At 61.7% G+C, this 14092-nt stretch carries 12 protein-coding genes; 10 read left to right on the top strand and 2 right to left on the bottom strand.

Translation table 11 applies throughout. From position 1 onward, the window contains the following. The first annotated feature begins 140 nt into the window (after positions 1–140). Together olsB and BT179_RS21290 are read left to right on the top strand one after the other, a co-directional pair. Complete coding sequence (gene olsB, locus BT179_RS21295) at positions 141–896, top strand: L-ornithine N(alpha)-acyltransferase (RefSeq protein ID WP_072399234.1); 756 nt, start codon at positions 141–143, stop codon at positions 894–896. Beyond that, positions 896–1690: a lysophospholipid acyltransferase family protein gene (locus BT179_RS21290; protein WP_072399236.1), complete on the top strand. Its 795-nt coding sequence runs from the start codon at positions 896–898 to the stop codon at positions 1688–1690. The genes olsB and BT179_RS21290 overlap by 1 nt, the downstream gene beginning before the upstream one ends. A gap of 116 nt (positions 1691–1806) precedes the next feature. Here the strand turns inward: BT179_RS21290 and BT179_RS21285 are convergent, their stop codons facing one another. Further along, complete coding sequence (locus BT179_RS21285) at positions 1807–2391, bottom strand: acyl carrier protein phosphodiesterase (protein WP_072399238.1); 585 nt, start codon at positions 2389–2391, stop codon at positions 1807–1809. 154 nt (positions 2392–2545) lie between these two features. Between BT179_RS21285 and BT179_RS21280 the strand changes: the two genes are divergently transcribed. The 4 genes from BT179_RS21280 (at position 2546) to BT179_RS21265 (ending at position 5960) form a co-directional block, all read left to right on the top strand. Continuing rightward, positions 2546–2848 (top strand): ArsR/SmtB family transcription factor, encoded by a 303-nt coding sequence (locus tag BT179_RS21280; RefSeq protein WP_003198672.1) that lies wholly within the window; start codon positions 2546–2548, stop codon positions 2846–2848. A 17-nt stretch (positions 2849–2865) separates the two neighbouring features. After that, entirely contained in the window at positions 2866–4032 is a 1167-nt protein-coding gene (locus BT179_RS21275; protein ID WP_072431900.1) for an MFS transporter, read from the top strand. Positions 4033–4069: 37 nt separating this feature from the next. Beyond that, positions 4070–5119 carry an alkene reductase gene (locus BT179_RS21270; RefSeq protein WP_072431899.1) on the top strand — a complete coding sequence of 350 codons (1050 nt, stop codon included), beginning with the start codon at positions 4070–4072 and terminating at the stop codon, positions 5117–5119. 334 nt (positions 5120–5453) lie between these two features. Continuing rightward, positions 5454–5960, top strand: coding sequence for a hypothetical protein (locus BT179_RS21265; RefSeq protein WP_072431898.1), 507 nt, complete (start codon positions 5454–5456; stop codon positions 5958–5960). Positions 5961–6165: 205 nt separating this feature from the next. On the opposite strand, the gene BT179_RS21260 is transcribed toward BT179_RS21265, so the two are convergent. Further along, complete coding sequence (locus tag BT179_RS21260; protein ID WP_072399246.1) at positions 6166–6798, bottom strand: TetR family transcriptional regulator; 633 nt, start codon at positions 6796–6798, stop codon at positions 6166–6168. 260 nt (positions 6799–7058) lie between these two features. On the opposite strand from BT179_RS21260, the gene BT179_RS21255 reads away from it, so the two are divergent. The 4 genes from BT179_RS21255 to BT179_RS21240 all read left to right on the top strand — a co-directional run. After that, entirely contained in the window at positions 7059–8216 is a 1158-nt protein-coding gene (locus BT179_RS21255) for an efflux RND transporter periplasmic adaptor subunit (protein ID WP_072399248.1), read from the top strand. Positions 8217–8219: 3 nt separating this feature from the next. Next, positions 8220–11384: an efflux RND transporter permease subunit EmhB gene (gene emhB / locus BT179_RS21250; protein ID WP_072431897.1), complete on the top strand. Its 3165-nt coding sequence runs from the start codon at positions 8220–8222 to the stop codon at positions 11382–11384. Beyond that, positions 11381–12838: an AdeC/AdeK/OprM family multidrug efflux complex outer membrane factor gene (locus tag BT179_RS21245; protein ID WP_072399252.1), complete on the top strand. Its 1458-nt coding sequence runs from the start codon at positions 11381–11383 to the stop codon at positions 12836–12838. Before emhB ends, BT179_RS21245 begins: the two co-directional genes overlap by 4 nt. Before the next feature lie 420 nt (positions 12839–13258). Further along, on the top strand, positions 13259–14092 hold an 834-nt coding region (locus tag BT179_RS21240), incomplete at its 3' end, for an OprD family outer membrane porin (RefSeq protein ID WP_072449279.1).

Genomic DNA, 14092 nt, shown 5'->3' with positions numbered 1-14092 from the left:
GGTTCCTCGAGGGCTGTCATATAAGCATCACCAAAGCTTCATGGTGATGACACCGGGGCTACATAGCCTGACTTTGCACAACATGGCTGCATAAAGAAAGTCGACTGGCTGCAACTGAACAGCCCGCACGGAGATTCGCTATGACTCAGATCGCCCGCATCAGCGACACCGGCAATGAACGCCGCCTGCAAGCCGAACGCCTGGTCGGCGCCCAGGCCTTGCAAGAAGCCCAGGCCCTGCGCTTCAACGTCTTCAGCGGCGAGTTCAACGCCAAGCTCAAGGGCGCGGAAATGGGTCTGGACATGGATGACTATGATGTTCATTGCGCCCACATCGGCGTACGCGACCTGAACACCGGCCGCCTCGTGGCGACCACTCGCCTGCTCGACCACCAGGCCGCCAGTAGCCTGGGACGCTTCTACAGCGAAGAAGAATTCAGCCTCCACGGCCTGGTCCATCTCAAGGGCCCGATCCTGGAGATCGGCCGGACCTGCGTCGACCCGGCCTACCGTAACGGCGGCACCATCGCGGTGCTCTGGGGGGAACTGGCCGAAGTCCTGAACGAGGGCGGCTACAGCTACCTGATGGGTTGCGCCAGCATTGCGATGCAGGACGGCGGCATCCAGGCCCAGGCGATCATGCAACGCCTGCGCGAGCGCTACCTGTGCAACGAACACCTGCAAGCCGTACCGAAAAAACCGTTGCCGACCCTGGACGTGCCGTCCAATGTCATCGCCGAAATGCCGCCGTTGCTCAAGGCCTACATGCGCCTGGGTGCGAAGATCTGCGGCGAGCCGTGCTGGGACGAGGAATTCCAGGTGGCCGATGTGTTCATCCTGCTCAAGCGCGATGACCTCTGCCCACGCTACGCCCGCCACTTCAAGGCAGCGGTTTGATGAGCCGCTCAAGGGTGTACGCGCGGATCGCGCGCGTCCTGCTGGTGGTGGCGCTGGGTCTGGGCATGGCCAGCGTGTTCGGTGTTTTCGAGCGCCTGGGGCTTGCCCACTCCATGGTACGTCGTCAGCGCTGGTCGCGGTTCTTCATGGCACGGCTGAGCAATGCCCTGCCCTTTTCCGTGACCGTCCATGGGCAATTGCCGCGACAGCCGATGCTGTGGGTCAGCAACCACGTGTCCTGGACCGACATCCCGCTGCTGGGCATGCTCACTCCGATGTCATTCCTGTCCAAGGCTGAAGTGCGCACCTGGCCGGTGGCCGGCTGGCTGGCGGCGAAGGCCGGTAGCCTGTTCATTCGCCGTGGCTCGGGCGACAGCCAGTTGATCCGCAAGCAGATGACCCGTCACCTGCAACAGACCCACCCATTGCTGATGTTCCCGGAAGGGACCACCACCGACGGGCGGTCCCTGCGCACCTTCCACGGTCGCCTGTTATCGGCCGCCATCGATGCCGAGGTGGCGCTGCAGCCTGTGGCGATCCGTTACCTGCGCAACGGCGAGCCCGATTCCCTGGCCCCTTTCATTGGCGATGACGACCTGCTGTCGCACCTGATGCGCTTGTTTGCCAACGATCGGGGCGACGTTCACATTTACCTGCTGCAACCCATCGCCTGCCAAGGCCAGGAACGCGCGGCCCTGGCTTTCCAGGCGCAACAGGCGGTACACAAGGCATTGTTCGGAACGATTCCCGAGAAACAGCAAGCGCCGACACGGCCTGCGGCAATTGCGGCCTGACCCGGATCTCTGCGCAGCCCCCCCCTGTGGGAGCAAGCTGGCTGACGATAGCGGCTTAATATTCAGCAGACGAGCTGACTGATGCACCGCTATCGCCAGCCAGCTCGCTCTCACAATCAGATCCGGGGCGCGGCCTGGTTTTGTACAAAGTCCTGCAACTGCGGGTAAAACAACTGGAAGTCCTCGCTCAGCGGCTCATAGAGCTCGATCAATTCCTTCATCGCCCCAGCCAGTTCCTCAGGCCGGGACAGGCGGCGGGAAATGCCACGCAGTACCTGCCCCAGCACTTCGAATTCCTGATAGGACCCCAGCCAGTCATCCGCCGCCATATACGGCGCGATCTGTGCCAGGCGCCCTGGCAGTTGCGGTTCGGTGCGCAGTACCTGGTAGACACGGGACGTGAAATCCACCAGCGGCCCTTCACCGTACAACGCCCAGTCCCGGGCCAGGCAGTGGTCGAAAAACACATCCAGCACGATCCCGGCATAGCGCCGTCGCACCGTGGAAAACCGCGACAGGGCGATGTCCACCAAAGGGTGGCGGTCGGTGTATTGGTCGATGCGTCGATGCAAGGCGATCCCTGCTTCGATCCGCGGGTCATACAGCCCTTGCAGCGGTCCCTTGACGAAGTCGCCGTAGAGACTGCCGAGCAGTTGTTCCCGGCCGGGGCCGCCGAGGTGCAGGTGCGCGAGATAGTTCATGGGGGCCAGCTTAGCATCGCCAGGCTCATATCGTTATAACCCGATATAGCGATTTGTTCGCTGCTCAGATCGAATCCATATTGGTATATCGCGAAGCAACGATTTAAGGTTCGCCTTATCGCGATATAGCGTTTTACTCACTACGGCTGCCTCCATGACCCTCGACCTCGACGAAATAATAAAAGCCCTGGCACACCCAGTACGGCGAGACATCCTCAACTGGCTCAAGGACCCCAAGGTCCAGTTCCCCGAACAGTTGCACAACCATGAATTCGGCATCTGCGCCGGACAGATCGACCAGCGTTGCGGCCTGTCGCAGTCCACGGTGTCGGCTCATCTGGCGGTGTTGCAACGGGCGGGGCTGATCACCAGCCAGAAGGTCGGTCAATGGCACTTCTTCAAACGCAACGAGGAAGTGATCCAGCAGTTCCTCAAGCAAATGAGCCAAGAGCTCTGATTCGACAAGGACCCGCCATGCCCCTCTCGCTACTCATCCTGGCCCTGAGCGCCTTCGCCATCGGCACCACTGAGTTCGTCATCATGGGCCTGCTGCCCGATGTGGCGGCCGACCTGGGAGTCTCGATCCCGGGTGCCGGCTGGCTGGTGACTGGCTACGCCCTGGGCGTGGCCATCGGTGCGCCGTTCATGGCCCTGGCTACCGCCAGTCTGCCGCGCAAGGCCGCACTGGTGGTGCTGATGGGGATCTTCATCGTCGGCAACCTGCTCTGCGCCATCGCCAGCGACTACAACGTGCTGATGTTCGCCCGGGTGGTCACCGCCCTGTGCCATGGCGCGTTCTTCGGCATCGGCTCGGTGGTGGCCGCCGGCCTGGTGGCGCCCAACAAGCGTGCCTCGGCCGTGGCCCTGATGTTCACCGGCCTGACCCTGGCCAACGTGCTCGGCGTGCCGCTGGGCACCGCACTGGGCCAGGAAGCCGGCTGGCGCTCGACCTTCTGGGCCGTGACCGTCATCGGCGTGGTGGCGCTGATTGGCCTGATCCGCTTCCTGCCGGCCAAGCGCGATGAAGAAAAACTCGACATGCGCTCGGAACTGGTGGCGCTCAAGGGCGCCGGCCTGTGGCTGTCCCTGGCCATGACGGCCCTGTTTTCCGCTTCGGTATTCGCCCTGTTCACCTACGTCGCTCCCTTGCTGGGCGAGGTCACCGGCGTATCGCCCCGTGGCGTGACCTGGACCCTGGTGCTGATCGGCCTGGGCCTGACCCTGGGCAACATCATCGGCGGCAAGCTGGCGGACAGGAGCCTGTCGAACACCCTGATGGGCGTGTTCATCGCCATGGCCGTGGTGTCCACCATGCTGAGCTGGACCAGCGTGGCGCTGATCCCCAGCGAAATCACCCTGTTCCTGTGGGCCACCGCCTGCTTTGCCGCCGTGCCGGCCCTGCAGGTAAACGTGGTGACCTTCGGCAAGTCCGCGCCGAACCTGGTTTCCACCCTGAATATCGGCGCCTTCAATATCGGCAACGCCCTGGGTGCCTGGGTCGGCGGCAGCGTCATCGACCACGGCCTGGGCCTGACCGCCGTGCCCCTGGCCGCCGGCGCCCTCGCGGTACTGGCGCTGCTGGTCACCCTGATCACTTTCCGCCGGGGCGGCAATGCCGACCTGGCACCGGCCACCCCTTGATTCTCAATAATCCCTGACACTGACGAGGCAGTCATTCATGACCACCATTTTCGACCCGATCAAACTCGGCGACATCGAACTGAAAAACCGCATCATCATGGCACCGCTCACCCGTTGCCGCGCCGACGCAGGCCGTGTGCCGAATGCGCTGATGGCCGAGTACTACGTGCAACGCGCCTCCGCCGGCCTGATCCTCAGCGAGGCGACCTCCGTCACGCCGATGGGCGTGGGCTATCCGGATACCCCGGGTATCTGGTCCAACGACCAGGTGCGCGGCTGGGCCAACATCACCAAGGCGGTACACGGTGCCGGCGGCAAGATTTTCCTGCAGCTGTGGCATGTGGGCCGCATCTCCCATCCGTCCTACCTGAACGGTGAAACACCGGTTGCCCCCAGCGCCATCCAACCCAAGGGCCATGTCAGCCTGGTTCGTCCACTGGCCGACTATCCAACGCCACGCGCGCTGGAAACCGCTGAGATCGCCGACATCGTCGATGCCTACCGCGTAGGCGCCGAAAATGCCAAGGCCGCCGGCTTCGACGGTGTGGAAATCCACGGTGCCAACGGCTACCTGCTCGATCAGTTCCTGCAAAGCAGCACCAACCAGCGCACCGACAATTACGGCGGCTCCCTGGAAAACCGAGCCCGCCTGCTACTGGAAGTGACCGACGCAGCCATCGAAGTCTGGGGAGCCGGCCGGGTCGGCGTGCACCTGGCGCCACGCGCCGACTCCCATGACATGGGCGACGAGAATCGCCTGGAAACCTTCAGCTACGTGGCCCGGGAACTGGGCAAGCGCGGCATTGCCTTCATCTGCTCGCGCGAGAAGGAAGGCGACGACAGCATTGGCCCGCAACTCAAGCAAGTGTTCGGCGGCCCGTACATCGCCAACGAACGTTTCACCAAGGACCGCGCCAATGCCTGGCTGGCCGAAGGCAAAGCCGATGCCGTCGCCTTCGGCGTGCCGTTCATTGCCAACCCGGACCTGCCGGCCCGACTGAAAGCCGATGCACCGCTGAACGAACCGCACCCGGAAACCTTCTATGGCAAAGGTCCGGTGGGTTATATCGACTACCCGGTGATGTAAGTCAGAAAACCAGGCCTTACCCAAAGCCCCGACTCGAAAGAGCCGGGGCTTTTTTATACCTGCAGTTTTTAGAACCCGACTGACCAGCAACAACCGAAATATCAAATAACAAGACAACAAGCAGCTGCTGTGGATTCAAGCATTCAACAACGCTAATAATAAAGCCCGAACCAATTACTACTCAGCCAATGGATTACCACTTATAAGCTCACAGCCATCAATCAATTAAATCCCGATAAATAGTTCATCACGCAACACCTTTGAATAAAACCAAACAACACACTATCAATACCTATGTGGGCTTTAGCGAGCCTGTAAAAAGAGATACCTTACTATGAACATTCTGAAAAGTTTCACCCTTGCCCTGCTATTCGGACCGGGGATGGTTGCCAGCAGCCTGGCCAATACCGGGGTCACCGTGGAGATCACCAATAACACCCCGCGTACCCTGAACATGGTCAATATGGTCACTGACCCGGCACCGCCGACGGACTTTTCCCTGAGCGGTTATGATGTTGCCTCCAAGTCCATTCGCAACATCCATTTCGTCAATAAAAGAAAATACACTTACCCCACTTCCGACTGGCAACCCAGCCTGAGAAAAGTCAAGCCGATCGAAATTCTGCTCTCTTATCAAATGGACGGGTCCGATTTCGGCTGCCAAGTACAAACCCGATTCGAAGCCCCTATCGGTTTTGGTGTTCTCGAACCTCGTTATCGACCCGACTGGAAAAGCAGGACCGCCTACACCGGCAATGGCGAATATACCTGCCGCTCGGAAATTTCCCAGAAGATGCTGGAGCCACCTTTCAGCTACACCGTCCGCCTTATTGTCGAGTAATTTAATGGACAGTTGCGGATCGCCCCGCACAGGCGCCGCTATGCCACCCCATACATGAAGCTGCCATGGTGATCCGGCATGATCGAGCAATAGCGCGTTGTCGCCGGACCTGGCAACTGCTCCATGAACGACCCGCCGGGATCCATGCCCGGCGGGTTTTGCCGATCCGCTATTGACACAAACCGATGCAATTACTCATTTTGTTTCATTTGCGCAGGCTGGGGCTCAGGTGCAGCATGTCCAGCCCGATGTCTACCCAGCGCTCGGCCTCACCCGCCAGCGCGAAGCTGTCGGGTGCCAGCAGCCACTGGTACAGAATGCCGTCTATATAGGCGTGAAGAGCGATCGCCGCCCTGTCGGTATCCAGGTCATCCGGCAGTTGGCCGCGATTCATCGCATTGCGCAGCGACAGCGCGATCCGCACGTTGCAGTCGAGATTGACCTGGCGCCGCTGCTGGCGCAAATCGCACATTTCGTCGGTGAACTCGCACTTATGGAAAAGAATCTCATTGATGCGTCGGGTTTTCGGGTCCAGGGCCACCTGTTGGAACAGGCGAACCAGCAGCTTGCGCACACACCCCAGGGGGTCGAGTTCCTCTTCATTTTCACTGGCGCGCGCCAGGTCATCGAGCGGCTCGTGCAAGGTATCGAGCATGGCCTGGAGCAGGTCCGCCTTGTTGCTGAAATGCCAGTAGATGGCACCGCGCGTCACACCGGCCAGCGTCGCGATGTCAGCCAGCGTCGTGCGCGCCACGCCCCGCTCGAAAAAAGCCTTTTCGGCCGCTTCGAGTATCTGGCTGCGAGTCTCCAGGGCTTCCTCTTTGGTACGACGGACCATGGCAGTAACCACCTCAATCAGGATGCGTCAGCAATGCGTAAAGGTCAGCTGAACGAATGGGAGGCGATCGTCCATGGAACGCGCTCCCGGTCTGTACGAGCCTTTGTCAGGCTTTTGTAAACCGGATGGTACGCAATTTGGCTGTTTACAAACAACCATGTACGTAAGTATATTTCTTAGCAACCTACTAGTTGAAAATGCGCCTTTTTAACCTTCCACCTTTCGAGTGCGCCCGTTGCGTGCCTGACCCGAGGATTTCCATGCACTTCAAGCCAGCTGTTACCGCTCTGGTTACCGCCATCGCCCTGGCATCGCTGCTCAGCGGATGTAAGAAGGAAGAAGCGGCCCCTGCCGCACCACCTCCTCAGGTCGGCGTCGTCACCCTCAAGACCCAACCTTTCACCCTGACGTCCGAATTGCCGGGGCGCACCAGCGCGTTCCGCGTGGCGGAGGTTCGCCCGCAGGTCAACGGCATCATCCTCAAGCGCCTGTTCAAGGAAGGCGCCGACGTCAAGGCCGGCCAGCAGCTGTACCAGATCGACCCGGCCGTATACGAAGCCACGCTCAAGAGCGCCGAGGCCAACCTGCGTTCCACCAAGTCCATTGCCGACCGCTACAAGCAACTGGTGGATGAACAGGCCGTCAGTCGCCAGGAATACGACACCGCCGTGGCCAATCGCCTCGAGTCGGAAGCCAACCTGCAAACCGCCCAGATCAACGTGCGCTACACCAAGGTCTACGCGCCGATCTCCGGGCGTATCGGGCGCTCCTCGGTAACCGAAGGCGCCCTGGTCAGCAACGGCCAGACAGAAGCGATGGCAACCATCCAGCAACTGGACCCGATCTATGTCGACGTGACCCAGAGCTCGGTGGAACTGCTGCAACTGCGCCGCGAGCTGGAAAGTGGCCGGTTGCAGAAGGCCGGCGACAATGCCGCCACGGTCAAACTGATCCTGGAAGACGGCAGCCAGTACGCCCACGAGGGCAAGCTGGAATTCTCCGAAGTGTCGGTTGACCAGACCACCGGCTCCGTCACCTTGCGCGCCGTGTTCCCCAACCCGGACCACACCCTGCTGCCGGGCATGTTCGTCCATGCGCAATTGCAGGCGGGTGTGAACAGCGCGGCGATCCTCGCTCCACAACAAGGCGTGACCCGCGACCTCAAAGGCATGCCGACCGCCCTGGTGGTGGGCCCGGACAACAAGGTCGAGCTGCGTCAGCTCAAGGCCAGCCGCACCGTCGGCAGCCAGTGGCTGATCGAAGACGGGCTCAAGGCCGGCGATCGCGTGATTACCGAAGGGTTGCAGTACGTACGGCCAGGGGTGGAAGTCAAGGCCACCGAAGCCACCAATGTGGGCACCAAGAACCCGGCCCCCGCCCAGGCAGCTGACAAAGCAGCCGGCGGCAAAGGGGAGTAAACCATGTCGAAATTCTTTATCGACCGTCCGATCTTCGCCTGGGTGATCGCCCTGGTGATCATGCTGGTCGGGGCTCTATCGATCCTCAAGTTGCCGATCAACCAGTACCCGAGCATCGCGCCACCGGCCATCGCGATCCAGGTGACCTACCCGGGCGCGTCCGCGCAGACCGTGCAGGACACCGTGGTGCAGGTCATCGAACAGCAGCTCAACGGTATCGACAACCTGCGCTACGTCTCCTCGGAAAGTAACTCCGACGGCAGCATGACCATCACCGCGACCTTCGAGCAGGGCACCAACTCCGACACCGCGCAGGTCCAGGTCCAGAACAAGCTGAACCTGGCCACCCCGCTGCTGCCGCAAGAAGTGCAGCAACAAGGTATCCGCGTGACCAAGTCGGTGAGGAACTTCCTGATGGTGATCGGCGTGGTGTCGCGCGACGGCACCATGACCCGGGAAGACCTTTCCAACTACATCGTGTCGAACATGCAGGACCCGATCTCGCGCACCTCGGGTGTCGGCGACTTCCAGGTCTTCGGTGCCCAGTACGCGATGCGGATCTGGCTCGACCCGGCCAAGCTGAACAATTACAACCTGACACCGTCGGACGTGAGTACCGCCATCTCCGCACAGAACGTCCAGGTCTCGTCCGGCCAGCTTGGTGGCCTGCCCGCCGTACCCGGCCAGCAACTGAACGCCACCATCATCGGCAAGACCCGCCTGCAGACCGCCGACCAGTTCAAGGCGATCCTGCTCAAGGTCAACCCGGATGGCTCGCAAGTACGCCTTGGCGATGTCGCCGAGGTGGGCCTGGGCGGCGAGAACTACAGCATCAACGCCCAGTTCAACGGTGCCCCGGCCTCGGGCCTGGCAGTGCGCCTAGCCACCGGTGCCAACGCCCTCGACACGGCCAAGGCCCTGCGCAAGACCGTGGACGACCTCAAGCCGTTCTTCCCGCCAGGCATGGAAGTGGTGTTCCCCTATGACACCACGCCGGTGGTGAGCGAGTCGATCAAGGGCGTGGTGGAAACCCTGGTCGAAGCGGTCGTGCTGGTGTTCCTGGTGATGTTCCTGTTCCTGCAGAACTTCCGCGCCACCATCATCACCACGATGACCGTGCCGGTGGTATTGCTGGGCACCTTCGGGGTCCTCGCGGCGTTCGGTTTCAGTATCAACACCCTGACCATGTTCGGCATGGTGCTTGCCATCGGCTTGCTGGTGGACGACGCCATCGTCGTGGTGGAAAACGTCGAGCGGGTGATGAGCGAAGAAGGCCTGTCCCCCAAGGAAGCCACCAGGAAATCCATGGGCCAGATCCAGGGGGCCCTGGTGGGTATCGCCCTGGTACTGTCGGCGGTGCTGTTGCCGATGGCGTTCTTCGGCGGCTCCACCGGGGTGATCTACAAGCAGTTCTCCATCACCATCGTCTCGGCCATGGCCCTGTCGGTGCTGGTTGCGCTGATTTTCACCCCCGCCCTGTGCGCCACCATGCTCAAGGCTATCCCGAAAGGGGAACATGGCACGCACAAACGCGGCTTCTTCGGGTGGTTCAACAGAAACTTCGACCGCAGCGTGCAAAGCTACGAACGGGGAGTCGGCAACATCCTGCGGCATAAAGCGCCGTATCTGCTGGCCTACCTGATTATCTTCGTCGGTATGATCTGGTTGTTCATGCGTATCCCGTCCTCGTTCCTCCCGGAAGAAGACCAGGGCGTGCTGTTTGCCCAGGTGCAGACACCGGCCGGCTCCAGCGCCGAGCGCACCCAGGTGGTGGTGGACAAGATGCGTGAGTTCCTGCTGCGCCCGGGCAAGGACGGCGGCGAAGGCGATGGCGTGGCCTCGGTGTTCACCGTGACCGGCTTCAACTTCGCCGGTCGTGGCCAGAGCTCGGGCATGGCGTTCATCATGCTCAAGCCATGGGAAGAGCGTAACGCCGACAACACAGTGTTCAAGATCTCGGCCCGCGCCCAGCAGCACTTCTTTACCTTCCGCGATGCGATGGTGTTCGCCTTCGCCCCGCCGGCGGTGATGGAGCTGGGTAACGCCACCGGTTTCGACGTGTTCCTGCAGGACCGTGCCGGCATCGGCCACGAAAAGCTGATGGAAGCACGCAACCAGTTCCTGGGCATGGCGTCCCAGAGCAAGGTCCTGGCCCAGGTTCGCCCGAACGGCCTGAATGACGAGCCGCAATACCAGTTGGAAATCGATGACGAAAAAGCCAGCGCCCTGGGCGTGACCATTTCGGACATCAACAGCACCCTGTCGATTGCCCTGGGCAGTAGCTACGTCAACGACTTCATCGACCGCGGCCGGGTGAAGAAGGTGTACGTACAGGGGCAACCGAATGCTCGCATGAGCCCCGAAGACCTGCAGAAATGGTACGTACGCAACAGCTCTGGAACCATGGTACCGTTCAGCGCGTTCGCCAAGGGCGAATGGATCTACGGTTCGCCGAAACTGGCCCGCTACAACGGGGTGGAAGCGATGGAAATCCTGGGCGTCCCGGCACCGGGCTACTCCACCGGCGAAGCCATGGCCGAAGTCGAGGCCATCGCCAAGAAGCTGCCTGCCGGTGTTGGTATTTCCTGGACAGGTCTGTCGTATGAAGAACGACTCGCGGGGTCCCAGGCGCCAGCGCTGTTCGCGCTGTCGATCCTGATGGTATTCCTGTGTCTGGCGGCGTTGTATGAAAGCTGGTCGATTCCGATAGCGATCGTACTTGTGGTACCGCTGGGGATCATCGGTGCGTTGATGGCGACCAGTTTGCGCGGTCTGTCCAACGACGTGTACTTCTTGGTAGGGCTGTTGACTACCATAGGCCTGGTAGCCAAAAACGCGATTCTGATCGTCGAATTCGCCAAGGAACTGCATGAACAAGGCAAGGGCTTGCAGGAAGCTGCCATTGAAGCTTGCCGTATGCGCCTGCGGCCGATCATCATGACCTCGCTGGCGTTCATTCTCGGTGTTGTACCCCTGGCAATCTCCACAGGCGCAGGCTCAGGTAGCCAACACGCCATTGGCACAGTGGTGATCGGCGGCATGCTGACCGCCACCGTCCTGGCGATTTTCTGGGTGCCGTTGTTCTTCGTGACCGTGTCGTCGATAGGCCGTCGCAAAAATGCCGACCAGGACGACGCTCCTGAAACTTCCAAAGAGGCTGGGCAATGAGCAAGTCGCTACTCTCTCTGACCATCGCCGCCGTCGTGCTCAGCGGCTGCTCGCTGATTCCCGATTATCAGCGACCCGAAGCACCGGTCGCGGCGCAATACCCGCAAGGTCCGGCCTACGAACCGGCCAAGGCAGCCAGCCAGGCTGCCGCGGAACAGGGCTGGAAACAGTTCTTCCATGACCCGGCGCTGCAGCAGTTGATCCAGGTGGCCCTGGAAAACAACCGCGACCTGCGGGTCGCCGCGCTGAACATCGACGCCTATGCCGCGCAATACCGCATCCAGCGGGCGGATCTGTTCCCGGCAGTCTCGGCCACCGGTTCCGGCAGCCGCCAGCGCCTGCCGGCCCGGGCCTCGCAGACCGGCGAAGCGGCCATCAGCAGTTCCTACTCGGCCACCCTGGGCATCAGTGCCTATGAGCTGGATCTGTTCGGCCGGGTCCGCAGCCTGAGCGAACAAGCGCTGCAAAGCTACTTCGCCACCGAGGAAGCGCGCCGCAGCACCCAGATCAGCCTGGTGGCCAACGTGGCCAACGCCTACCTGACCTGGCAAGCCGACAAGGAACTGCTCAAGCTGACCCAGGACACCCTGGCGACCTACGAGCAAAGCCTCCAGCTGACCACCCGTAGCGCCGACGTCGGCGTAGCCTCGGCACTCGACCTGAGCCAGGCGCGCACGGCAGTGGAAAACGCCCGGGTCCAGCTGGCGCGCTACACCCGCCAGGTAGCCCAGGATGAAAACAACCTGACCCTGCTGCTGGGCACCAGCCTGCCGGCCAACCTGAACACGCAACCGCTCAGCGATGACCTGCTCAGTGAAGTGCCGGCCGGGTTGCCGTCGGACCTGCTGCAACGTCGTCCCGATATTCTCCAGGCCGAACGCAACCTGCTGGCCGCCAACGCCAACATCGGCGCCGCGCGGGCCGCGTTCTTCCCCAGCATCAGCCTGACGGCCAACGCCGGCACATTGAGCCCGGACCTGTCCGGGTTGTTCAAGGGCGGCTCGGGCACCTGGACGTTCGCGCCACAGATCAACCTGCCGATCTTCAACGCCGGCAGCCTGCGGGCGAGCCTGGATTACGCCAAGATCCAGAAGGACATCAACGTCGCCAACTACGAGAAGGCGATCCAGACGGCGTTCCAGGAAGTCTCCGACGGCCTGGCCGCGCGTCGTACCTACAACGAACAGTTGCAGGCCCAGACGGCCTATGTTGCCTCCAACCAGGACTACTACCGCCTGGCCGAGCGGCGCTACCGCATTGGGGTCGACAGCAACCTGACCTTCCTCGACGCCCAACGCCAGCTGTTCAGCGCCCAGCAATCGCTGATCACCGACCGCCTCGCGCAGTTGACCAGCGAGGTCAACCTGTACAAGGCTCTGGGCGGTGGCTGGAACGCCGAGACCGGCAAGAACGAGCCGGTGGCAGAGAAAGCGCCGCCGATGAAACTGTTCTGATTTGATGCCTGGCCACTGAAACACGAAGCCCACCGAAAGGTGGGCTTTTTTGTTCATCGATTCCGAACTCAACACATCAACCTGTGGGAGCGAGCTTGCTCGCGATGGCGGTGGATCAGCCTGCATCAGTGCTGGATGTGCAGCCTTTGTGAGCCACCACCCACAGGACTCCCATCCGCCAAAGCATTTTTTGCTGTTCGATAATCGCCCAAAACCCGTCATCGGCGATTGAACCGATCCCGGCGCGCGCTTCACCATCGCTCGCACAAAACCAATAACAACAGGTTCGACGCCATGTCCACACGCCCTGCTTCTCCCGGCTGATCCTCAGCCGTTCAACCGACCCGCTCCACCGTACCGTCTGCAATCGCACGATTGCGGCATCGACTCGCTTCGTCCATAAAAACCAGAGATAAGCCCATGAAGCCCACACAGCATCTGTTTCCCAGCGCCATCGCCGTCGCACTCGCGGGTGCCGCCCTGCCCGCCCTGGCCGCAGAGTCGGGGTTCGTCGAGGATGCCAAGGCCGCGCTGAACCTGCGCAACGCTTACTTCAACCGCAACTTCACCAACCCGAACAATGCCCAGGGCAAGGCCGAGGAATGGACCCAGAGTTTCATCCTCGACGCCAAGTCCGGTTTCACCCAGGGCACGGTGGGGTTCGGCGTGGACGTGCTGGGCCTGTACTCGGTCAAGCTCGATGGTGGCCGTGGCACGGCAGGAACGCAGTTGCTGCCGGTGCACGACGACGGTCGCCCCGCCGATGACTTCGGCCGCCTGGGCGTCGCGCTCAAGGCCAAGGTCTCCAAGACCGAGCTGAAGGTCGGCGAATGGATGCCGGTGCTGCCGATCCTGCGTTCCGACGACGGTCGCTCCCTTCCGCAGACCTTCCGCGGCGGCCAGGTCACTTCCACCGAGATCGCCGGCCTGAGCCTCTATGGGGGCCAGTTCCGCGGCAACAGCCCGCGCAACGATGCGAGCATGGAAGACATGTTCATGAACGGCCGCCCCGCCGCCACTTCCGACCGCTTCAACTTCGGCGGCGGCGAATACGCCTTCAACGAAAAACGCACCCAGGTGGGCGTGTGGTACGCGGAACTGTCCGACATCTACCAGCAGCAATATTTCAACCTGACCCACAGCCAGCCCATGGGCGACTGGACCCTGGGCGCCAATCTCGGCTATTTCATCGGCAAGGAAAACGGCAGCGCCCTGGCCGGTGACCTGGACAACAAGACCGCCTTCGCCATGCTC

Source organism: Pseudomonas sp. NFACC43 (assembly GCF_900119645.1).
Classification (GTDB): domain Bacteria; phylum Pseudomonadota; class Gammaproteobacteria; order Pseudomonadales; family Pseudomonadaceae; genus Aquipseudomonas.
This window is presented reverse-complemented; position numbering and strand designations above follow the sequence as displayed.